General features: G+C 44.4%; 20 protein-coding genes. 11 read left to right on the forward strand and 9 right to left on the reverse strand.

Going from position 1 to position 21,848, the window contains the following annotated elements; genetic code table 11:
* Positions 1 to 130 precede the first annotated feature (130 nt).
* Positions 131 to 2,014 carry a putative bifunctional diguanylate cyclase/phosphodiesterase gene (locus L4D05_RS08635; RefSeq protein ID WP_428793661.1) on the forward strand — a complete coding sequence of 628 codons (1,884 nt, stop codon included), beginning with the start codon at positions 131 to 133 and terminating at the stop codon, positions 2,012 to 2,014.
* 153 nt (positions 2,015 to 2,167) lie between these two features.
* Positions 2,168 to 3,823 (forward strand): P-loop domain-containing protein, encoded by a 1,656-nt coding sequence (locus L4D05_RS08640; protein WP_428751279.1) that lies wholly within the window; start codon positions 2,168 to 2,170, stop codon positions 3,821 to 3,823.
* A 60-nt stretch (positions 3,824 to 3,883) separates the two neighbouring features.
* Here the strand turns inward: L4D05_RS08640 and L4D05_RS08645 are convergent, their stop codons facing one another.
* Together L4D05_RS08645 and L4D05_RS08650 are read right to left on the reverse strand one after the other, a co-directional pair.
* Positions 3,884 to 4,495 carry a DNA-J related domain-containing protein gene (locus tag L4D05_RS08645; RefSeq protein WP_428751280.1) on the reverse strand — a complete coding sequence of 204 codons (612 nt, stop codon included), beginning with the start codon at positions 4,493 to 4,495 and terminating at the stop codon, positions 3,884 to 3,886.
* A 188-nt stretch (positions 4,496 to 4,683) separates the two neighbouring features.
* Entirely contained in the window at positions 4,684 to 5,523 is an 840-nt protein-coding gene (locus L4D05_RS08650) for an isopenicillin N synthase family dioxygenase (protein WP_428751281.1), read from the reverse strand.
* Between the two features lie 233 nt (positions 5,524 to 5,756).
* Here L4D05_RS08650 and L4D05_RS08655 point away from each other — a divergent pair, with 233 nt between their 5' ends.
* Positions 5,757 to 6,356 carry a DUF2238 domain-containing protein gene (locus tag L4D05_RS08655; RefSeq protein ID WP_428793662.1) on the forward strand — a complete coding sequence of 200 codons (600 nt, stop codon included), beginning with the start codon at positions 5,757 to 5,759 and terminating at the stop codon, positions 6,354 to 6,356.
* Positions 6,357 to 6,457: 101 nt separating this feature from the next.
* Here L4D05_RS08655 and cutA read toward each other — a convergent pair whose 3' ends face one another.
* From cutA to L4D05_RS08680, 5 genes are all read right to left on the reverse strand, one after another.
* Positions 6,458 to 6,778 (reverse strand): divalent-cation tolerance protein CutA, encoded by a 321-nt coding sequence (gene cutA / locus L4D05_RS08660; RefSeq protein ID WP_428793663.1) that lies wholly within the window; start codon positions 6,776 to 6,778, stop codon positions 6,458 to 6,460.
* 14 nt (positions 6,779 to 6,792) lie between these two features.
* The gene (locus L4D05_RS08665; protein ID WP_428751284.1) at positions 6,793 to 7,044 is read right to left on the reverse strand and encodes a hypothetical protein; all 252 of its coding nucleotides are present in this window, start codon (positions 7,042 to 7,044) and stop codon (positions 6,793 to 6,795) included.
* Positions 7,044 to 8,801, reverse strand: a complete 1,758-nt coding sequence (locus L4D05_RS08670) for an SgrR family transcriptional regulator (RefSeq protein ID WP_428793664.1) — start codon at positions 8,799 to 8,801, stop codon at positions 7,044 to 7,046. The genes L4D05_RS08665 and L4D05_RS08670 overlap by 1 nt, the downstream gene beginning before the upstream one ends.
* A 64-nt stretch (positions 8,802 to 8,865) precedes the next feature.
* Complete coding sequence (locus L4D05_RS08675) at positions 8,866 to 9,099, reverse strand: DUF3389 domain-containing protein (RefSeq protein ID WP_428793665.1); 234 nt, start codon at positions 9,097 to 9,099, stop codon at positions 8,866 to 8,868.
* Positions 9,096 to 9,530 (reverse strand): hotdog fold thioesterase, encoded by a 435-nt coding sequence (locus L4D05_RS08680; protein ID WP_428751287.1) that lies wholly within the window; start codon positions 9,528 to 9,530, stop codon positions 9,096 to 9,098. The genes L4D05_RS08675 and L4D05_RS08680 overlap by 4 nt, the downstream gene beginning before the upstream one ends.
* A gap of 167 nt (positions 9,531 to 9,697) precedes the next feature.
* Between L4D05_RS08680 and L4D05_RS08685 the strand changes: the two genes are divergently transcribed.
* The 4 genes from L4D05_RS08685 to L4D05_RS08700 all read left to right on the forward strand — a co-directional run bounded on the left by L4D05_RS08685 (position 9,698) and on the right by L4D05_RS08700 (position 15,297).
* A complete protein-coding gene (locus L4D05_RS08685) occupies positions 9,698 to 10,486 on the forward strand; it encodes a M48 family metallopeptidase (RefSeq protein ID WP_428793666.1) in 789 nt (262 codons plus the stop codon).
* Positions 10,487 to 10,833: 347 nt separating this feature from the next.
* Positions 10,834 to 12,081, forward strand: coding sequence for an outer membrane protein transport protein (locus tag L4D05_RS08690; RefSeq protein WP_428793667.1), 1,248 nt, complete (start codon positions 10,834 to 10,836; stop codon positions 12,079 to 12,081).
* An 18-nt stretch (positions 12,082 to 12,099) separates the two neighbouring features.
* Complete coding sequence (locus L4D05_RS08695) at positions 12,100 to 14,550, forward strand: VolA/Pla-1 family phospholipase (RefSeq protein ID WP_428793668.1); 2,451 nt, start codon at positions 12,100 to 12,102, stop codon at positions 14,548 to 14,550.
* Between the two features lie 180 nt (positions 14,551 to 14,730).
* The gene (locus L4D05_RS08700; RefSeq protein WP_265673978.1) at positions 14,731 to 15,297 is read left to right on the forward strand and encodes an alkylphosphonate utilization protein; all 567 of its coding nucleotides are present in this window, start codon (positions 14,731 to 14,733) and stop codon (positions 15,295 to 15,297) included.
* 115 nt (positions 15,298 to 15,412) lie between these two features.
* Here L4D05_RS08700 and L4D05_RS08705 read toward each other — a convergent pair whose 3' ends face one another.
* Positions 15,413 to 16,336, reverse strand: coding sequence for an endonuclease/exonuclease/phosphatase family protein (locus tag L4D05_RS08705; protein ID WP_428793993.1), 924 nt, complete (start codon positions 16,334 to 16,336; stop codon positions 15,413 to 15,415).
* Between the two features lie 604 nt (positions 16,337 to 16,940).
* On the opposite strand from L4D05_RS08705, the gene L4D05_RS08710 reads away from it, so the two are divergent.
* Positions 16,941 to 18,212, forward strand: a complete 1,272-nt coding sequence (locus L4D05_RS08710) for an aromatic amino acid transport family protein (RefSeq protein ID WP_428793669.1) — start codon at positions 16,941 to 16,943, stop codon at positions 18,210 to 18,212.
* Positions 18,213 to 18,366: 154 nt separating this feature from the next.
* Entirely contained in the window at positions 18,367 to 19,794 is a 1,428-nt protein-coding gene (locus L4D05_RS08715) for a methyl-accepting chemotaxis protein (RefSeq protein ID WP_428793670.1), read from the forward strand.
* Between the two features lie 137 nt (positions 19,795 to 19,931).
* On the opposite strand, the gene L4D05_RS08720 is transcribed toward L4D05_RS08715, so the two are convergent.
* Complete coding sequence (locus tag L4D05_RS08720; RefSeq protein WP_428751292.1) at positions 19,932 to 20,279, reverse strand: DUF3024 domain-containing protein; 348 nt, start codon at positions 20,277 to 20,279, stop codon at positions 19,932 to 19,934.
* Between the two features lie 182 nt (positions 20,280 to 20,461).
* Between L4D05_RS08720 and L4D05_RS08725 the strand changes: the two genes are divergently transcribed.
* Both L4D05_RS08725 and L4D05_RS08730 read left to right on the forward strand, forming a co-directional pair.
* Complete coding sequence (locus L4D05_RS08725; protein ID WP_428751293.1) at positions 20,462 to 21,277, forward strand: phosphate ABC transporter substrate-binding protein; 816 nt, start codon at positions 20,462 to 20,464, stop codon at positions 21,275 to 21,277.
* A gap of 148 nt (positions 21,278 to 21,425) precedes the next feature.
* Positions 21,426 to 21,746: a heavy metal-binding domain-containing protein gene (locus tag L4D05_RS08730; protein ID WP_428793671.1), complete on the forward strand. Its 321-nt coding sequence runs from the start codon at positions 21,426 to 21,428 to the stop codon at positions 21,744 to 21,746.
* Positions 21,747 to 21,848 lie beyond the last annotated feature (102 nt).

The following is a 21,848-nucleotide window of genomic DNA, read 5'->3' on the forward strand; positions in this document are numbered from 1 at the left end:
CGGCTTTTCCTCTTGTTAGGGAAAGCCGCTTTTCTTCATTTCAATTCATTACATATACTTACCACTGCGTATAACGTCATCATTTGTCGGATTGACGTTGATAACTACCCACAGGATGTGGTGACCCGTAATGGAAGGAACAGGAAACACTATCGTAATCGATCCTATAAACTTGTCTGATTATAGAAAACTATCAGACATCGTCTACAGCCACCTGACTATTCATTCAGTTAAGTGCTTTGGGTGGTGCGTTATCAAGGACAAGCAGCTCATTATTCAATGGGCTCACCACCCTGAGGACGATAGTCACCAGCCTATATGTGACCCTTTCACTCTAAAAAAAGCCAAGCCAAAAATCGCAGAGGTGAAAGCTGCTCTACAGGCAGTATTGGCTCCGCTCTGTTCTATTGATGACTGTACGCATATACACTATCAGTATTTACCCGCTTCACATCATGGTTATCAATTCGGTGTATTTGCCGTATGCCCCACAGCAGAAAAGACCAATCAACTTCTCAGATTAGCGGTAACTCAAATAGATACATTCTTATCGCAGCGCCGTTTAACTCAAGAACTTTTTCACGCAAAAAAAGAGTTTCAACAGCAGCTACAAAGCAGAGATAAGAAAATAGCCCAGTTAGATGCCATGGTCGAAGCGTTAAAATGTCAGCACAGCGAACTCGGCACACAAATGCAGTTTCAAGTCACCCATGACCCCGCGACAAGAATGCTAAATAGGGCTGGGTTCGAATTAGCTCTTCAACGCATCTTACGTAGTACCACGGTAAAATCTGGCAAAGTTTACCTATCGGTCATTTTTCTTCATTTCACTAACGGTGAGCGTGTACAAGCGCGTATTGGTTATCAATCCTTTGACCAGTTATTGAATGAATTTGAAAATATGATCCACTTAAACACCCCCCATATTAGCCATATTGCACGTATCTCCACCACAGAGATCGCCCTTGCAGCTATCGTTCCCTCGTTAGATGACATGTTTTTACCCAACTTATGCCAAAGCCTCTCTAGCGTCGCTCGTGAAGGCTTCAACATTGAACAGCAAGAAATTCATCTACACACTTATATGGGCGTAGCTAACTCTTACCATACTAATAACGCTACTGACCTTATTAATAATGCCTATCAAGCATCCGTAGCCTGTAAGGAGTCAGGCACTCTCGTCAACGTCTTTTCCTATGCTGATCAAGTTGAACAAAAAGAGTTCAACCAGCTCGAGAACTACCTATTGCAAGCGGTTCGAAATGACGACCTTATTTTGCACTTCCAACCAAAAGTGAGCCTCGACACGGGACAGTGGACTGGCGCTGAAGTCTTACTGCGATGGAGGCACCCTGTTTTGGGCGATGTATCAAATGAAGCATTGATTCACATGGCAGAAAAAAATGGTCTCATTATCGAGGTCGGTTATTTCGTGTTACGGAACGCCATAGATCGAGCCTCGGAATGGATTCAAATTGCCCCTGAATTTCATTTATCTGTCAACGTGTCAGCCAAACAGATTTGCGCCTTAGACTTTGCAGACAAAGTCACCGATCTGCTCACTCAGCATGAACTCCCTCCAGGTAATCTAGAATTAGAATTAACGGAGAGCTGTCTAGTCGATAACTTCGAGGTAGCAAGAAGTAATATTGAAAAGCTCAAAGCACAAGGTGTCATGTTTGCACTTGATGACTTTGGCACTGGCTATGCCTCCTTTAATTACCTAAAACAATTGCCCTTTGACGCACTTAAGATCGACAAAGAATTTCTAAGTAACGTTTTGTATAGCAAACAGGACAAGGCCATTTTACGATCAATTATTACCATTGCGAAAAAACTGAACAAGCAAGTCGTGGTTGAAGGCGTTGAGAGTGAAGCACAACACGAGTTTATTCAACGAGAGCGCTGCGATATAGGCCAAGGATATTTCTACGCGAAACCTATGCCCCGCGACGTGTTTGAACGACAACTCATTAAACAATATCCAATGCCCCGCAATTTCATCATTCGTTAAACTATGCTTAAAGGCACGCTTGGAACTCATCGAATATGCGTAAAAACAAGGAATAACAGCTTCTTCGTAGGTAGAATGACGTTTATGTCTTTACCATCACTAGCGCGGCTCCTATAATCGCGCCCCAAACTCTAGAAATGCGGAATTTGCGTCATGGATCAATTGATAGCCAAACTAAAGAAAATTGAAAAACAGAACTACCGAGCCTACCAACAAATCAAGGGCCAATACGACTTTACTGATTTCGATTTTTATATTGATCACGTCCAATCCGACCCTTACGCCACCGCCTCTCGAGTTCGTGCTTTCAGAAAGTGGTCATTAACTGGCCTAGAATGGCTTAAAGCTTGTTCGCCAAGCTACCAAGTGGCAGCTCGAGACTTTATTGCGCGTACCTTTGCCGACTTTGCCAAGCAAGAAAACAGTGTCTCAGTCACATTAACGGGCCAAACCGTTATGGATTCTACCTCGGTGGTTTTTAGTGATGAAGGTATTGAGTTACGTTTTCGAGTTAACCTACCAGCAGAAGGTCGAAATATCTTAGGCAAAAAAGCCTCGAACATCCTGACATTCCACCTACCAAAGTATATTCGTAAATGTACGCTAGAACGTGAAATCGATGTTGAAGCGCTTAAGCGCCACTGTGAAGTAATCGAAGACCAAGACGCACTGCGCCGTCAACTAGACGAACACGACCTAATTGCGTTTGTTGCCAATGGCAGTGTGCTACCACGTATTGCCGGTAACTGTGATTTCCCGATGAAAGACGCCATAGCATTTGTTTCACCACCCTCACTAGAAGTGACACTGCAACGTCCTAATCACGGCGAAGTGAAGGGAATGGGTGTACCAAAAGGCGTGACCTTAATTGTAGGTGGTGGCTTCCATGGTAAGTCTACGTTACTTAACGCTATCGAGCGCTCAATCTACAACCACATTCCTGGCGATGGTCGCGAGTGCATTGTTACCTCAACTGACGCTACTAAAATCAAAGCAGAAGATGGTCGCTCAATTCACAACTTGAACCTAAGCAATTACATCAACCACCTGCCCTTTGGTAAAGAGACCAGTGACTTCAGCACTCAAGATGCCTCAGGTTCAACGTCTCAGGCTGCGTGGCTACAAGAGTCTATTGAAGCTGGTGCAACGGGCATCTTAATTGATGAAGATACCTCAGCGACCAACTTTATGATTCGTGATGAGCGTATGCAAGCGCTTGTCGCTAAAGGGGCCGAACCTATTACGCCATTTGTTGATCGAGTTGGTCAATTGCGCGATGAACTTGATATCTCCACCATAATTGTCATGGGCGGCTCAGGAGACTACCTTGATGTTGCCAACACTGTCATTCAGATGCATGACTATCAGGCGATTGATGTAACAGAAAAAGCACAAGAAGTCGTTAAGTTGCACCCTAGTGAACGACAAAATGAGAGCGAAAAGCCACTGGAGATGATTCCGCCACGTCATGTTGATTCAGAGCACTTAATGTCGATTTTAGCGGAAGGCAAATTCCGTGTATCAGGAAAAGGCGGCAACTCGTTACGCTTTGGTAAAGAAACTATCGACCTAAAAGCGCTAGAACAATTGGAATCCAATGCTGAATTGAATGCGATTGGTTGGTTAATCTTCCAACTCGCGCAACAACCTGGTTGGTCCGAACATCCACCCAAAGCGATACTCACTTTGCTAGAGGGAGATTGGAGCTCAAGAATGCCTAATTCAGGTGACTTGGCCAAGCCCCGTGTTATTGATGCCCTTTCTGCATTAAATAGGCTACGCAGCGCTAAAATGCGTCAACCGCGTTAAACGAGTTAGTAGCGAAAATCGTTGATTACATCCAAGATAAACGGCTTTGGTTTCTCGTCACTATTTAAGCAACGACCACGCCTCACAAGCCAACTTAAATTGTTCTGCATCCCCACCATCACGGTCGGGATGCCATTTCAATGCGCTGCGGCGCCAGGCTTGACGAATCTCTTTTGCTGTCGCGGTTTCGTCCAGACAAAAAAAATCGAACGCTTTCTTTTGTGACATTGTCACGCCCTTTGCACCGACATGTGACTTATATCTATCCCAAAAATCATTCAATAACCGCTTTACTTCCAAAGTATCCGCCTCGTAATGTGACCAATCTAAGTAGTATTCACGTAATGGATCGGAGGGTGAAATACCGTGGTTCAACATGTCATACGGCAGTAGCTCAATACTCATTGCCTCCACGTTCAGCCACTTTTCTGGCACCAACATCGCCTGTAGCTGATATAGAGCGTTCATCAATAAGAAGTTACGCTTGAACAGATCTTTTTCTGGTCGCTCATCAAGTACAGGGATTAAATTATCATTCATTAGCTCCGAGGCTAAGACATGAATCTTCCAACTGCTCGTGCTGGCTTCTAAACGATTTAGCACCGACCAAATTAATGGATTATCCTCAGCTCTAAAGGCATGAACTTCGCTATCTCTTTGCTCTGTCAACACTTTACTCCCTAATGCACTCTTTTTATGTTAGCACTTCTCCAAATTGAATGCGTAGCTTAAAAGACACGTTACCTAACGAAGTATCGATTCAACCTCGTCAAACAACTAACTCTAGATGGGTTCAAGCACAAAAAAGCCAGTGATAGTTATTCACTGGCTTAGACTCATACGACCCAACAAGTTACGAGTTAGATTACACCTAACTCTCTTAAGCGCTCCATCAGGTAACTGTTAGCGGTATAGCGCTCTGATAACACCACTTCTGGTTTAGGATGTAAAAACAGAGGTAATGAAATTCTTGAGTGTGTCTGCTTCTCACCGGTAGGATTAATCACACGATGCGTGGTCGACGGGAAATATCCGCCACTGGCTTCTTGTAGCATATCGCCAATATTGATGATCAAGTTACCGAAATCACAAGGCACATCTAGCCAATCGCCTTCTTGGGTTTTGACCTGCAATCCGGGCTCATTCGCAGCGGGTAAAACCGTTAATAAGTTAATATCTTCATGCGCTGCCGCGCGGATAGCGCCTGGCTCTTCATCGCCAGTCATTGGTGGGTAATGCAATACTCGTAGTAGTGTCTTATCACTATTGTTAATCATTTCCGACAGTGCAATAGAGAACTTTTCTTGTACATCTTTTGGTGCATGCGACTCAACCCAGCCTAATAGCTCTTCAGCAAAGGCATTAGCGCGAGAGTAATAATCCAGAATTTCATCCTTTAACTCCGCAGGGATTTGCCCCCATGGGTAGACATGAAAGTACTCTTTAATATCTTTGACCGCATGACCTTTCGCAACCTCAGACACGCTAGGCGGGAAATACCCATCTTGGGTGTCTACATTAAATTGATAGCCTTCCTTCTGAGAAGAACTAAAAAATGCTTGCCAGTTTTTATAAATGGACTCAACCAGAGATTTTGGGATCGGGTGGTTTTTTAGTACACCAAATCCCGTCTCGCGTAATGATTTTACAAATAACTCCGGAGCGTTTGGCGCTAGATAATCGACAGTTTCTAATTTCATGACTTCACTTTCTTATCTTTATTGTTGTAGCGCGATGTTAAGAAAAAGTTAGCGGAGTTTCAAAGTATTGCTGGGTCTATTTCAGTAATAGCCAACAATAATGTGACCTACATCACAAAACGCTTTTACTAATCAACAGGTACAACGTTCAGTGCCAACTGCTCGTAAGAAACCGCACATCCATATAATAAAGTGTACTATAGTGATTCCATCGTGACAGATAAGGATAATGTATGGCCCCTTCACACGTTCAGCGCCCCATTCTGTCGGTTTTAACTGCGCTTTATACATTCATCTTAGTCTTTTCATCAATCGAGCCTCACTCTCGCGCCGTCTGGATCGCAGAAATCGTGCCTGCGATTGGGATTTTGCTACTTATCTGGCTTATTTCCCGTCGATTCACTTTCTCTATCATCGCTTACGTACTGATGTTTATCTGGTTAGTGCTGCATACGATTGGCGCAAAATATACCTTTGCCGAAGTCCCATTTGATTGGTTTAACGAGTTGATTGGCTCTGAACGAAATAATTTTGACCGCGTCGCGCACTTCTCTATTGGCTTGTACGCATTTGCGATAGCAGAGTATGTTTACCAAAACAAAATCATGAATCGGATACCTGCCGCCCTGTTCGCTTTATTCGCCATCATGAGTTTAGCTGCCGCTTACGAAATTATAGAATGGTGGTATGCCGTTTTGGCTGGGGGCGATGAAGGCATCGCGTTCTTAGGTTCACAAGGGGATGTATGGGATGCACAAAAAGACATGCTATGTGATACGGCTGGTGCTATTGCGTCGCTATTCTTGTTTTTCTTTCTAACACGCCACCGTTAACTCACTCAATCATAGCCATGGGCTAAAGAGCAGTTCATAGCATAGGCAGCCCCGACACAATAGTAATGTCGCTCAGAAATGAGCGACATTACTATGCCATACTACGGCTTTACATGACTTTTTAACCAATTCAAGTACGGTCTATACCCCGCCTCTATAGGCAGCGCCACAACTTGTGGCACGTCATAATCATGAAGTTCGATAATTAGGCGCTCAAGCTTGGAGTACGCCTCATTAGTGGATTTAATGATCAGTAAAATCTCTTGTTCATTGCAAACTTTACCCTCCCACATATAGTGACTCCCTATCACTTGCGTTTGAATACAAGCCGCGAGTTGCTTTTCTAACAATGCCGAAATAATAAGGTTCGCCTGCTGCTCATTAGGCACCGTGGTAAGTACGGTTATCGCGTTAGATTTCACTACACTTCTCCAATTTATTTCATGCGGACCTTACCACCTACCATCTTAATAGCAGGTGTACCGCGAACTAAAGTATCTCGCCCAAACACACTGTCACAGCCTGGGCAAACGCCTAAATTATTCGTGTGATCTTCGGTAATTCTTTCTTTGAAACACTTTACCAACGCACCCTTGCCGCCTTTTTTATACCGATAAAGCTTGGCGCCACATTTACTACAAAACACATCCACTGATTTTGATGGCGCTTTACTATTAGGTTTCGCCATTACTCATTTCTCTTATTGTTGTCACTGGTGATCTGGTGGTTTTGGTAAATGAGTTCGTCAGGTTTAACCCAAACCTGACTAAAGTCAAACCACCCGAGGGCATTACACTTGGCGTTTTGCAGGCTACCACAATGATCTTTACTGATACCTAACCAACAGTGAAACATGGGTATGACTTGGTAATTTTGTACTAACAGCTTGGCTATTTCTTGCGCCGGAAACTTGTAACCCTCTTGGCTTCGCCATTCTTCAACCAACGTTGACCACGCCAAAAAGTCCTCTGGCTTTGACATCGACTCGATACCACTGTAATCCAATAGCCAACTTGCAATCGCTTCTTCCCTTTTGGTCGCAATACCCATTGGTCTTATCCAAACATCGACATTTTCAACGTCCGGAGCATCATGCCCATAGCGAATAAACTGAGTGCGAATACCGTCTTGCTTTAGCAGCTCTTCTATTGCGCGTGAAATATCTGGGAATGTAGGGTGCTCAGAATAATAGGCAATTTTAATATCCCTTGTGAGCTCAAGCTCTTGAATATTCACACGTTCAACAGGGTCGTCGTGTATTGGCTGATGATACCACCCAGGCTTTAACCCATGGGCAGGGATGATCCCCAAGTCCGTTACGGTACTTTCCGGTAACTTTTTAAATACCGCTAGTGAGGTTAATTTTTTAGTCAGATAACGCGCCCAAACATCATCTTTAGCAAGACCACTCACCCTATTTAGCAGTAAATAGGTGCAGCCAGGATCGAGCTCAATATCATCATGTTTTTCAGAACGAGCCCCAGCAATAGGATCGGCTAGAGTAGGAAATACCAGTGTCGAATGAGGCTCATCAATAATCCACACTTCCACGGTATCAAGAAGTGGTCGATAGCCAAAATAGCCGTCAAATGCAGAAAGAATGAGTCGTTTCTCATTATTTGTGGTGACGCAATAAGGACCCGTTCCGACAGGGAATCGATCAAAATCATCATTTCTCATGCTCAATGGCGGCAGTACTTTGGCGCTTATTTCTGCGAACAAAAAAGCCGCCTGAAAGTCAGGTTGTGAAAAGTGTACATCTAATACCCAAGGTGATGGGCTGACCACGTGATCAATATGGGAGAACAGCCTTGAGCTTTTCAATGACTCAATACTCGAGATAATATGCTCTAACGTGAGCAACTCACCATTATGGAAACGCACACCTGGTCGGATGTAAAAGCGCCAGTGACAATCGCTTAGTTGCTGCCAATGGTGGGCAAGATCTGGTTTAATCTCATCATGCTCATCCAACTTAGTTAGACCACTGAATACTTGCCTTGCGATATGTAATTCCGAACGTCGCAATGGTTTAGCCGGATTAAGCATAGAAAGTGCACGATAATACGGTAGTCGTATGACTTGTTTACCATCGGTCTGTGTTACCCCTAAGTAACTTTGGATCACTTTGCTAAGTCGATTGGTATCTTTATCTAATACATTGAGTGCATGTCCAATTCGCCCTTCCTCTAAATAGCGGCGAGCCAGCGTCTCACTAACATCGTTGCGGTTTTGCTTAAAGTTTAACGTGGAGAGTTTTCCACGGCCTGCTGCCGGGTGCCATTCAATCCAACCCGCTTCTTCAAGCTTATTCAGTACAATACGAGCATTACGGCGGGTGCAAAATAATATTTCGGTGACATCGTCGAGCTGAGTTTCAGCATTTTGACCAGAGAAGTGTTCGAATAAAATTTCGAACTGTTTACGAAGACGAGGACTACTCATAAAGAGGAAACACTTAGGAAATGGCTTTGGTATTAGTTTCCCCTTTAAGAGGGTAATTAGCAAGTTACAAAGACAGAACCTCGATTCCCGTCTCATTCGCAATCTGTTGGAGCTGTTGTTGATTATCTAGGCGAATGGACCATTTGCACTCCGCCCCATTGGCCGAAATGACGCAAGCTGGCAAAATTAATTGAACCGCATCCACTTGGGCTTGCAACGTAACATGATTACCCGTTACGCGAACCACAATTTCATGAGGGGTCATTAACACTTTACCGCCACTAAATTCGACCATCATGATGCGACTCTTTTGTGTTTTTTAACCGCAATGGTCAAACGACTCGTGCAGACTAATCGTTGCTGAGAGTCAGTAATGTTAATTTGCCATACCTGAGTAGACACCCCAAGATGTATAGGCGTTGCACAGCCTATAACATGCCCGGAACGCATCGCTCGTACATGATTGGCATTGATATCTAATCCCACACAGTAATGATTTTCATCGACACAATAGTTCGCAGCAAGCGAACCCAACGTTTCGGCTAACACCACCGAGGCACCACCATGTAACATCCCCAATGGCTGGTGAGTAAAACTGCATACTGGCATAGTGGCAGACAATGAATTGTCGCTAAAATCCGTGTATTCAATTTGCAAATGTTCAATCAGTGTATTCTCGGAAGTGCGATTTAGCGCAGCTAATGAGAGTTTCTTCTTCCAAATACTCACTGTTAAATCCTATACTTAGAACCATTAATGAAAAGTATGATGCCTTGAGTTCTTTCGTTTGGCAAATATCAACATAGTCACCGCTCATTGCAGCCCTGTTCAATTAATTGTTTTTTGACCATGAGCAACAGAGCGCGTTAGCATGGATGTACAGGAGTAATAACATCATGAATACTTGGGCAAAGGTCTGCGCCGCCGCGATCATCACCTCTTCCATCGCTGCCTGCTCATCATCACCGACTGGTCGCAATCAATTAATTCTATTTTCAGACAGTCAAATGAGCCAGTTAGGCGCACAATCTTTTGAGCAAATGAAGAAAGAGCAAAAAATCAGTACTAACCAAGCAACCAACGCCTACGTGCAATGTGTCGCGAAAACCATTACCGACCACGTTCCACCACAAGCTGAGTTTTCCGAGTGGGAAGTCGTTGTCTTCGACAGCGATCAAGTCAATGCCTTCGCATTGCCGGGCGGTAAAATTGGTGTCTATACCGGTTTGCTTAATGTCGCTGTCACACCCGACCAGCTCGCAACCGTGATCGGGCACGAAGTCGCTCACGTTCTCGCCGACCACAGTAATGAAAGGTTATCACAGTCACAACTTGCCAATACCGGCATGCAAATTACTAACGTCGCGCTAGGCGGCTCACAGTATCAAAATGTGACCATGGCAGCACTTGGTGTCGGCGTTCAGTATGGGGTAATCCTCCCCTACGGACGGACTCAAGAATCTGAGGCCGATATTGTCGGTCTAGAACTGATGGCAAAAAGTGGCTTTGACCCACGACAGAGTGTTGATTTGTGGAAAAACATGGCGAAAGCGTCCGGGGGGAATCAACCTCCTGAATTACTTTCAACGCACCCTTCCCACGATACGCGAATCAACGATCTCAAAGCCAAGGCTGCGACATTACCCGCGTACGCCACTAAGGCCCCAAACTGTAAAAGAACCTAGGGTTTAACAGGCATTACTAATGGCTTCGTCCTAGTCTATTCGGCGACATTTGTCTGATTCCATCACTCAAAAATTTGTGCGGTGTTCCCTACACCGCCTTTTCCGATAACCCTCTCTTCTTCCCACCTCCATACCCGCCAGCGCAGTTACTACTATTCGTTTTGTCACACTTAATGAATTTTAACCTTGCTTTTACCAATATTTTACATGACATTAACAACTGGTCTGATCAGTAAAAGCCCTACTTCATCTCCAAATACTACGATGATAGGTGGGAAGATATTCCGCGACCTGATAATAGTCCGTTACTAGCTCGTTTAAGAATATTGTTTAAAAGGGAATTTAAAATGAAAAAAAGAGCGATCCTCACGCCCATTATATTGGGGGTTATCACACCTGCCTCACTTGCCGCTGGCTTTCAAGCAAACGAACATTCTGCGTCTGGCTTAGGTAGAGCGTTTTCAGGCGAGGGTGCTGTCGCCGATAACGCCAGTGTGCTAGCTCGAAACCCAGCGGCTATGACGTTATTTGATAATGCGCAGTTTTCAGGTGCAATCACTCTCGTCGACCCTAACGTGAACATTACTGATGAAACCAACAACCAACAAATGAAAGATGTGGCTCCCATGCAACTTGTGCCTGGTGCCTATTATATAAGCCCGATCAATGAGCAGTGGGCGTGGGGAATTGGGCTGTTTAGTACTTATGGTGTCGCAACCGATTACCCTGACAATGCGTATGCAGGTGACTTAGCTGGCGATACTTCACTAATTTCCGTGAACTTAAACCCAAACATTGCCTATCGTATTAATGATCATTTCTCTCTCGGTGGTGGCGTTAACTTTGTTTATGCGGAAGCAGAACTAAATCGTCATAAAGGCGCGTTAGCACCATTTTTAGGTGGCTCTGCGAGTGACATGCTCATTTCAATGAAAGGTGAGACTTATGCGTTTAGCTGGAACCTTGGTGCACTTTATGAAGTCAATAACAACCACCGCTTCGGTTTCTCGTACCGCTCGGCTATCGATCTTGCGTTCGAAGACGGGGATTTCTCCAGTTACGATAGTAACATTTCAACGCCTCCCAACACTAAAGCGAATCTAGACGTGACCTTACCCGCGATTTGGGAGTTTTCTGGCTATCATAAAGTGGTAGAAAAATGGGCGATTCATTACGGACTACAGCGTACAGAGTGGAGTAGTTTTAAAGAACTTAAAGCGACATCCCCGACCTGTACTGGCGGTAGTGTGCCCGGCGAGTGCTTCTATAAAAAAGAAAACTATGAAGACAGTAACCGTTACTCGGCAGGATTTACCCACTATCTAACTCATGATTGGACACTACGTGCGGGCTTTGCATTAGATAAACAAGCAGGTGAAGCTACATTAAGCATCCCAGATTCAGACCGTTATTGGTATTCAGCGGGCATCACTTATCAAATGAGCTCGGCGCTTTCAGTGGATGTGGGTTTGACGTTTCTTCAAGGAAAGTCCGGATCATTTACCGAAGTCGACAAGTTAGGTCAGGAGTTGCAATTTAGTGGTGATTCCACGGCGTATATTGGCGCACTTCAAGTTAACTACCAATTCAACTAAGTCAGTAAGGATACGACTATGAAACCATTATATTTAGCGTCGATCATTTCTGGCGCGCTGCTTTTGTCTGCCTGTGGTGGTGAAAGTGAACTGTCTGGAACCCCAACCGCAGTATCTTATGAACAACATATTAAAACCCTGCTCAGTAAACCAACCAAAGTGGTGTACACCCTTCAGGGTGCAAACGCCGATGTTCCTTTTCCAACCTTTGCGTTAATGAACACCATCGATGGTACATTAGAAATTCCAACAGGTGGAAACGACGCACTAAGCAACCCCATCGCAGCAATGGGACAAACTGATGGGTGGTCCACAACCTCTCCTATTGCAATAAAATTCGATAAACCATTAACAAACACGCCCGCTGCCACATCAGTCACTATGGTTAAGCTGACAAAAGGCTTAACTTCAGACTCACCTTTACCAGAAAAGTTACTCACTTATGGGGTTGATTATGTAGTTAAAACGCAGGGTACAACGCTTATCGTCATTCCTCTTATAGACCTTGCCGGTTCAAGTGAATATATCATTGCCGTTAATAATACCCTACTAGACGCCAACGGGGATTCGGTCGGTACCTCTCAGAGCTACGCTGCGTTAAAATCCCAAGCCAAAATTTACAGTGAAGGATCGCTCGCAACGGCTCAACAGGTTGTGCAAGGAGTTGAGGCCCTGATCCACGCCGGTAGCGCTGGTGCTATCGACCCCAACAGCATCGTTTATTCCACTTGGTTTTCTACCCAATCTATTGGTGCCACGCTTTATGCGACCAAAGGGATGCTCGCGGCTGCACAAGACCCTAGCAAATCCTACAGCGATATCTGGAAAGGATCAGCAAACCCAAATAATGCCGACGTTAACCGGATTGGTGAGATGACCTTTTCTACACCCGTTGACCTTGCTACCGCTCTCGCGAGCGACGACAACTTCACCACCTACTTAGGGCTTTCTAACGATACACGAAATGCTGTGATCGCCAATTACAATAGCGTCGCTGCAGGTACAGTATCTGTGACAAAAGGGACGATTAAACTGCCCTATTATTTAGAAACGGGTGACAGTTGGAATACCCAACCATTTGAATCTGGCACGGATAGCCTCGCGATCACTAAAAGTATAATTAGTGATAGTGCTGAACAAGCGAATTTTGCCGCGCAACTTCAAGCGAACAATATTAACCCAAGCACATTTTTAACTGACCCAGAATCACTGTTAGCCGACTTAATGGGGCTATCTTTCACCAAACTCGATGGCAGTGTATTTGATTCAGAGCGTATCGTGACACGATACTCACCTGTACCCGCCGTCAAATCACTACAAGACGTCAACTTTTTGCTTTACACACCCACCAGCGGAACAATAACTGGCATTGTGGTGTATCAACATGGAATCACATCAGCGAAAGAGAACTCTTATTTATTTGCGAGCAATCTCGTAAAAGCCGGTCAAGCCGTCATCGCCATTGATGCGCCTCTTCACGGAGATCGGAGTTTACCCAACGGCGCATCCGCGCAACGCGATGTCACTGATTACATGAATTTAACGGTACTACCCGTGGCGCGTGACAATATTCGTCAATCCATGTTGGATATCATGACGCTTAGAATGGCATTATCGACCAATCAAGCCATGTTGCGTTTTACCGATACCCCACTAGCCACGCTACCTTCGACAGTCGCAACACCTCCAACCTTCATTGGACACTCATTAGGGGGAGTATTGGGCGTACCTGCTATCACTCAAGCCAACGCGCCATTAAATGCGTCAGTTGATCCACTGTTCAAGTTTAGTCGTGCTGCGTTTGTTAACTCAGGTGGGCAGATCGCAAATCTTTTGCTAGGCTCCGATTCCTTCGGCCCACTGGTCACTCATAATATCGCCTTGTCTGCTGGAATCGGCTACGACACGTTCGTCAATTCACGCGCATGCGATCAATTTGCCGCCGATCCTGATAACTATTTTGACTTATGTCTAAACGCATTTAAGCTTGTTTCACCCATAGAAAATACCGCAAAAATATTAACCACAAATACCGAGTTCAGTTACGCAGTTCAAACGGTGTTGGATACAGCTGATCCGTACACACATGCTACTACGTTAAAGGCGATTGCAACGCCAGTATATATGGCTCAGGTTAAAGGCGACGGAACCGTGCCTAACAACGTACCAGGGTATATTGATCAAGGCCAAGGCGTCAGTAAATATGTCCAACAGTCTATTTTCGCCGGTACCGAACCATTAGCCGCTAAATTGGGTTTAACGGTGGTCAGTAGTAGTCAAGGCGGGTCTGCTGAAACGACGCCGTTTGTGCGCTTTAGTGCAGTTGGGCAACACAGTAGTTATATTTCGGTTCAAGATACCACTGCCTTTTCCGATTTAGCCCATCATCAGGAGATGCAAAGTGAAGTAAGCTCTTTCATTGCAACAGGTACTGCGGCGATTTCAAATTCTGCTTCTGTTTTAGAGTAACGTTGATTTAGCGTGGCAACAAAGCACGGTACCCTGCCGTGCTTTTCCGTATCTATGTCACACTTTTCGCTAAAACCATGTATAATGCGCGGCTATCAATCCGGTGATACTAAAATTAAGTACCACAGAATAACCATCGGACGAGGCTTTCGCCCGATCTCACCAAAATAAGGGTTAAGTATGTCTACTGAAGCAACGATGCTAGAGCGCTGTGGAAACAAATGTGAACTTTGTGCGGCTGAAACGTCACTATCTCCGTTTGTTGTCGCACCTCATTCGCACGTGACCGTTGATCACGCAATCATGCTTTGTGAAACATGTTCAAGCCAAATTGAAAATCCAGAGTCAATGGACGTTAACCACTGGCGCTGCCTAAATGACAGCATGTGGAGCCAAGTTGCTCCTGTTCAAGTTGTGGCATTTCGTCAACTGCACCGCCTTTCAGCTGAAGGCTGGGCGCAAGATCTTCTCGACATGATGTACATGGAAGAAGAGACAAAAACATGGGCTGAAACGGGCCTAGAAAATGATGGCCTAAAACACGTTGACTGCCACGGTGCTCCACTACAAAAAGGTGACACGGTCACAATCATCAAAGACCTTCCAGTTAAGGGGTCTTCAATGGTGGTTAAAATTGGCACCATGGTACGAAACATCGGTCTTGCACAAGACGATCCAGAACTATTCTCTGGAAAAGTTGAAGGCCAGTCTATGTGGCTACGTTGCGAATATTGCCGTAAAAAGTAATAGCTATAAATATTTCGTAAATGACAATAGTTAAAAGCGCCTTAAGGCGCTTTTTTCATGTCTAATCGCCGCTTTCGAACTATATTTCGAACTATATTTCATACTATATTGCGCGCTATAGGTTTAAATAAGTGCGAATCGCAAGATGATCTGACCCTCCGATTTGAGAAAGAGCCTCTCGCTGACAGATCAACCTCCCCTTCGTCTCAGTCCGTGCCCATAGGTGATCAATGGCAACAATTGGCTGGAATGGTAACAGCCAACGCTCGAGAAAAGAGGGCCAACTGATAACGGGTTCGGTCTGAAAGTCTGGCATCAACGCCGTAAATCGGTAAGTCGTGCTCGCTAAATTGAAGTCACCGACAACAAGCGTGGTATCCAAAGGTGAGCGTTTCGCCTCACGCATCACATCTTGTAGCACCTCATTTCGCTCTACCCATAATTGTTCAGTTCTTGGCGATGGCGGATGCGCTGCGATTAAGTACACATCTTTATCTTCAGTTGCACGCCAAATTACTTTCAGGATTTTATGTCCGGAGCGTGAAGCTATTGAATTCATTCCATATAACGGTTGTTGACTCAATATCATTTGACCACTCGGATACCCAACACGGCGTTGTCCCCCAAATTGATAAGGGTAAAGTTCAGTAAGCGCTTTCAACTGCTCACCGTGGCTGGGAGACACTTCTTGAAGAATAAGGATTTCAGGCTTATTTTTTCGAACATACTGAATAAAAGAGTCCAGTTGAGGATTGCCATAGTACACATTGTATTGCAGCACCGACACCTCATTTCCTTCACAGGTTTCCGCTCCACTAAAGGCAATAGGACTAAGAGGAAGCAACCAACTCAGGGCTAATAGTAGGCTCGTGCTGGCGAGGATGCGCCTCTTTGTTACCAACAACACCAATGCAGTACAGAGATAAAACACTGGCAGTATTACGATAAAGGATGCGGAGTTTTCTAACATCCAACTATTCGGTAAATAGTAGGCACAAATACCAATTAAGGTCGGTATCGCTACATAAGCAATCCACATCACCCCCAATCCTCCATGATCGTATCAGATAATTTTAGTCTAGGCGTGGAAAAGCAAGAATGTTAACGAGGTTCGGCTAGATAGGACTATAAAAGCGGGGGATCGCGGTTTTGTTTAAACAATGAGACGCTTAAGGCACCATAACAGTGCCTCTATTTCAAGATAGGCTTTCTTCTGGATGATCACTTTCTTGGTAGTCCGATAGGATGATCCCTACTTCCATTGCATCCATCCACTCTAATGCATCTTCGTGCGTTGCTGTTTCCATAATATCTTCCTTCTTTGCCCAACATTAACGGCGATGACCGTATAGGCACTCTTCATTGAGTTATAACTAACTTATATGACGTTCCAATTAAACCCAAACTCTAATAGACAATATTTGACCCGCCTCATTGTTAATCGATTGCTTTGCTCACTTATCAACCAGCAATCGCGAATCGTAAATAATAGTTTACACGTGGTAATAAAAAATCTTACATTTCGCTTGTTTTGACATTTAATTGTCTACATAATCACTATCAATCCAGATTAAAGCGCTCTAAACCTAGCAGACAACTAGTCGGTAACGCTTTAGAAAGCCATTGCGTAAAGAATTATTTACATGAAATCAAAAGTTATTGGAAGCACACTCATTATTGCGGGAACGACTATCGGTGCAGGTATGCTAGCCTTGCCTATCGCGTCTGCTGGTATTGGATTCGGCACCTCATTAATCATTATGATGAGCCTTTGGGCACTTATGGCGTATACCGCGCTGCTCATGGTTGAGCTTCACCAGCATGCCGACCACTCAGCTACTCTGCATACGCTCGCAAAACAAATTTTAGGTAAAAAAGGTCAATACATTGCGAGCATCGCTATGCTGGTCTTATTTTACGCCTTATGTGCTGCTTACATTGCAGGTGGCGGCGGTCAATTTCGTGAACGTGTGGAAATGATCTTAGGGGTTGAACTGTCGAGCACCGTCGCAACGCTTATCTTTACCTTCTTAGTAGCGTTGACTGTTGCCTTAGGAACACACGCTGTCGACAAGCTCAATCGAGTTCTGTTCACCATCAAGCTTCTTGCGATGGGTGGCGTGCTTTTTCTTCTGGCACCGAGTGTCACTCACTCATACCTGCTGAGCATGCCAGTACAGCAAGGATTAATCCTTGCTGCAATCCCTGTTATCTTCACTTCATTTGGCTTTCACGGCAGTATTCCAGCTATTGTAAATTACCTTAAAGGTGACACTCGCTCACTGCGCAAAGCGGTCATGATTGGCTCTAGCCTTCCATTGGTCATTTATATTTTCTGGCAAGTTGTCACGCTTGGTGTCGTCAGTCAAAGTAACTTATTGGACAATACTGGCCTTAGTAACCTTATCGCGTCATTAGCGCAAACCGTACATATTGATAAGTTAGCAACCGTCATTGGCGTGTTTGCCGATCTTGCTTTGATGACGTCTTTCTTAGGGGTGAGTCTAGGGTTGTTTGAATATCTTCGCGACCTCGGTAGCCGCTACAATACATCAGTAAACACCACGAAAAACACAGTGAATAGCACTAATGCTAAGGACGATGACGTAGGTACACTTACTACCCAGCAACGTATTATCGCGGCACTGGTTACTTTTGTTCCGCCGCTTTGCTTTGCCCTTTTCTACCCACAGGGCTTTATTATGGCACTTGGCTATGCGGCCATCGCACTCGCCACCCTAGCGATCTTTTTACCAGTAGCAATGATAAAGAAAGTACGCAAAACGTCGGTAAACAACGACCAAGCTTATGTTGTTGCTGGTGGGCAAGTGGCGCTAAACCTATCGTTTGCAGCTGGGCTAATCATCGTCGTATCACAGGTATTGATTTCGATGAATATCCTACCTAGCTTGTAAATATCGACATTAGTCACATTAACAATGTAAAAGCTCTCAAGAAATTACATCTTCGCCGATATCAAAGATAGCATGTGGAACAGGAGGCCTTCATTCGAAGGCCTCCTGTTCATTTGTCTATTCAAACAAATTATAAGAAAGCAGCGGAGTCTCTATGAGAGAAGTTCAATTTAGAAAAATCGACTCAATTTTTATTAAAATGTCGATAAGCGATAAGGTTTGGGTACTTGTTGCCCTCTTTTTACTTGCCCTATCCTTTACTGCGATAAATCGATACCAAGATGCCGTCATTCACGCGGAACAGCTAGCGCTCACCGCAGCGGAGTCACGCTTACAAGGTTACCTTGAAACAACGCCAAGTCCTGAGGAACTTCGTGCTCTAGGTGTTACAACAACATCAGCGCAAGTGAGCTCCATCAACAACGGAACCGTACAGGCAGTCGCACAAGCAAATAATGGCAAACGGTACGGCTTACATCACTCTGCATCTACCAGAATCGAAACAGCCAAATCTAATGCGTTAACCTCTCTTGCTCTCACTTCTCTTTGGATACTACCATTTGGTATTTTTGCGTATTGGCTAAGCACCTTTTTAGGTGGTGCACTGTGGACACTTTATGCCACCACAAAAAAAATTGCTGATGGCGATCTCACCTCAAGGTTGAACTTTGTCGCAGGTCGAGACGAGTTTGGCACGATTGGTGTGGCACTTGATCAAGCCATGGATACGCTAACCGAGCTTGTTGTGACCGTAAAGTCGTCTGCAACCAGCTTAGAGCAAACCTCGGTACAGTTTCATTCAGAGTTGGCCCGCAGTAACAGTCAAATTAGTAGCCAATATTCATCCCTTGACTCCGTGGCAACCGCAATGGAAGAAATGACCGCATCGTCACAAGAGGTCTCTAACATTTCGCAGCAATCAAACCAACAAGCCGAAGATGACGCTAAGCAAGTTGAACAAAGCTATCAAAGAGTTCAGCAAGCTATTGGCGACATTAACCAGTTGTCTAATTTCATCCAAGAGGCGTCTCACTCCGTCTCTGCACTAACAGAAAACACGACTCAAATTAATGAAGTGATTACCACCATTAATGCCATCTCTGAGCAAACAAACCTGCTCGCGCTCAACGCAGCTATCGAAGCCGCCCGAGCAGGTGAACAAGGTCGTGGGTTTGCTGTTGTCGCTGATGAGGTTCGTACTCTTGCTAGCCGAACTCAAGCCGCCACGGTTGAAATTCAAACGATGATAGAGAAACTGCAATCTGAAAGCCATAACATCGCCTCTATTACTCAACAAACCGTTGAACAAGCGCAATCGAGCAGCGCACTTATTTCTGATATTGGACATGATATCAATTCAATTTCTGATTCGGCTCAAGCGGTAATGGATATGAGTACCCAAATTTCCACTTCAGCTACGGAGCAAAGCTCAGTTGCTTCCAGTATTGCAAGCGAACTCAGTGATATACGCTCACAATCGGCGACGATTAAAGAAGTCGCCCAACGAAGCGAAGCCTCTATTACCACGCTATCGGAAGCAACACGCTCACTTAGCGAAGTCCTTATCCGATACCGTACTTAATGGCGTTTTCCTAGACATCGATACTCAAAAGGGAGAGCTAACGCTCTCCCTTTCTATTTCTATTTCTATTTCTATTTCTATTTCTATTTCTATTTCTATTTCTATTTCTAGCAATTTTTCAAGATATTACGGAAAAATTACCAAAAATAGGCTTTTGGGTCTTTCTCAATTTCACGCATGATCGCAGTAAGATCGCGGCTTTGCGACAAAAATGGATATGGAATCCATTGTGATTCATCATCCTCAAAAGGAATCGACAGATGCCAAGTTTTATCAACACTATCAAACTCAACTTTAGCAACTGGATTGGTATAATCAGAAAACGTCGAATCGAGCAAGTAATGGGCGTTAGAAAACAACACGCCGTTAGGAATCGTTTCAAATAAAGACTTTCCAAGCTCAACCGGGATACTTTTATTCCGGTTCATACATACCATTTCGGCACAGCGTTCAAGCCGACATTGGGACATTTGAATTAATGTCATACACTCCCACCCTTCTATCTCACTGTCATTTAATATAACTGTTTTTTCAGGATTTTGTTAGACGCCTAATCTCGATGTAGAAAAATATAACCGCCGAATGCTGAGTTCTTTACCTTAATCACAAAAGTGTCATACAAACGACATATGATGTGTCGAATCGTTACTTTATATGGAGTTATTCTATGCTACGCGTCGCTATGGCCGCCCTTATTTCAATTTCAGCCACTTCCTTTTCTTATGCTGAAGAAGTGAATATTTCCGGCTCTACCTCCGTCGCTCGAGTGATGGATGTGCTGGCTGAACAATATAATACCTCTCATAAAGACACGTTTATTGCCGTTCAAGGTATAGGGTCTACCGCTGGTATCACACTCGTTGAGAAAGGTGTCGCCGACATTGGTATGAGCAGTCGCTACTTAACCGAGCGAGAAAGCAGTGAAGCGTTAGACGTCTTCCCTATCGCTTATGATGGTTTAGCCATTGTGGTTAATATCACCAACCCAGTGCCTAACCTTTCGCGCGAACAGGTTTTTGATATTTATAAAGGCAAAATCACCAACTGGAAGCAAGTCGGTGGTGAAGATAAAGAAATTGCGGTTGTCACTCGTGAAGCGTCTTCGGGGACACGTTATAGTTTTGAGAGCCTATTAGGGTTAACTCGAATTGTGAACGATAGATTGGTCTCTGATATCAACCCGACAAATTTAGTTGTTAACAGTAACAGCATGGTGAAAACTATTGTCAATCACAACCCACATGCTATCGGTTTTGTTTCTGAGGGCTCGGTAGACCGTTCCATCAAAGCGATTCAATTTGAAGGTGTCGAAGCGTCGACACAGAATATCGCGCAAGGAAAGTACAAATTAGCGCGCCCATTCTTGTTGCTACATAAAAAGGACGACATAGATGACGATGCCGATAAATTCATTAAATATGTGCTTTCAGATAACGGACAAGCATTAATCGCGGAATACGGCTATACCCCTATCAAAAAGTAGTCTCCGCCAATTTTGTGTTTACGATATAAGGAGAGCAACGCTCTCCTTTTTATTGCTTCTAAAATAGGCAAAGTTAGTCATTTCACATCTCTACCTGACCTGCTATGTTGTAATTTGGTTTGCTATTACTCAACTCAGGAGAGTTTTCATGATTACTACAACGACTCAAAGCATTGAAGGCAAAAGAATTGTCGCCTATAAAGGCGTAATTGCAGGTGAAGCAATTTTAGGTGCAAATGTCTTTAAAGATATGTTTGCCGGCTTACGCGATATTGTCGGGGGTCGTTCGGGTACTTACGAAAGAGAATTACAGCGCGCTCGTGAAATTGCTCTAAAAGAATTGCAGGAAAAAGCACAAGATCTTGGTGCGAATGCGGTAGTGGGTATCGATTTAGATTATGAAGTGCTAGGTTCCGGCAATGGCATGTTGATGGTCTCCGCAAGTGGCACTGCCGTTGTTATAGATTAGCTATAGACTAGTTACCGCCAATTACTCATCCCCATCACTTTAGAAAATAGGCAGCAAAACCGTAGTTTCGCTGCCTAAATAAGCAATAACCTATAAGCTATA

The organism is Vibrio nomapromontoriensis, assembly GCF_050337205.1.
GTDB lineage: Bacteria > Pseudomonadota > Gammaproteobacteria > Enterobacterales > Vibrionaceae > Vibrio > Vibrio nomapromontoriensis.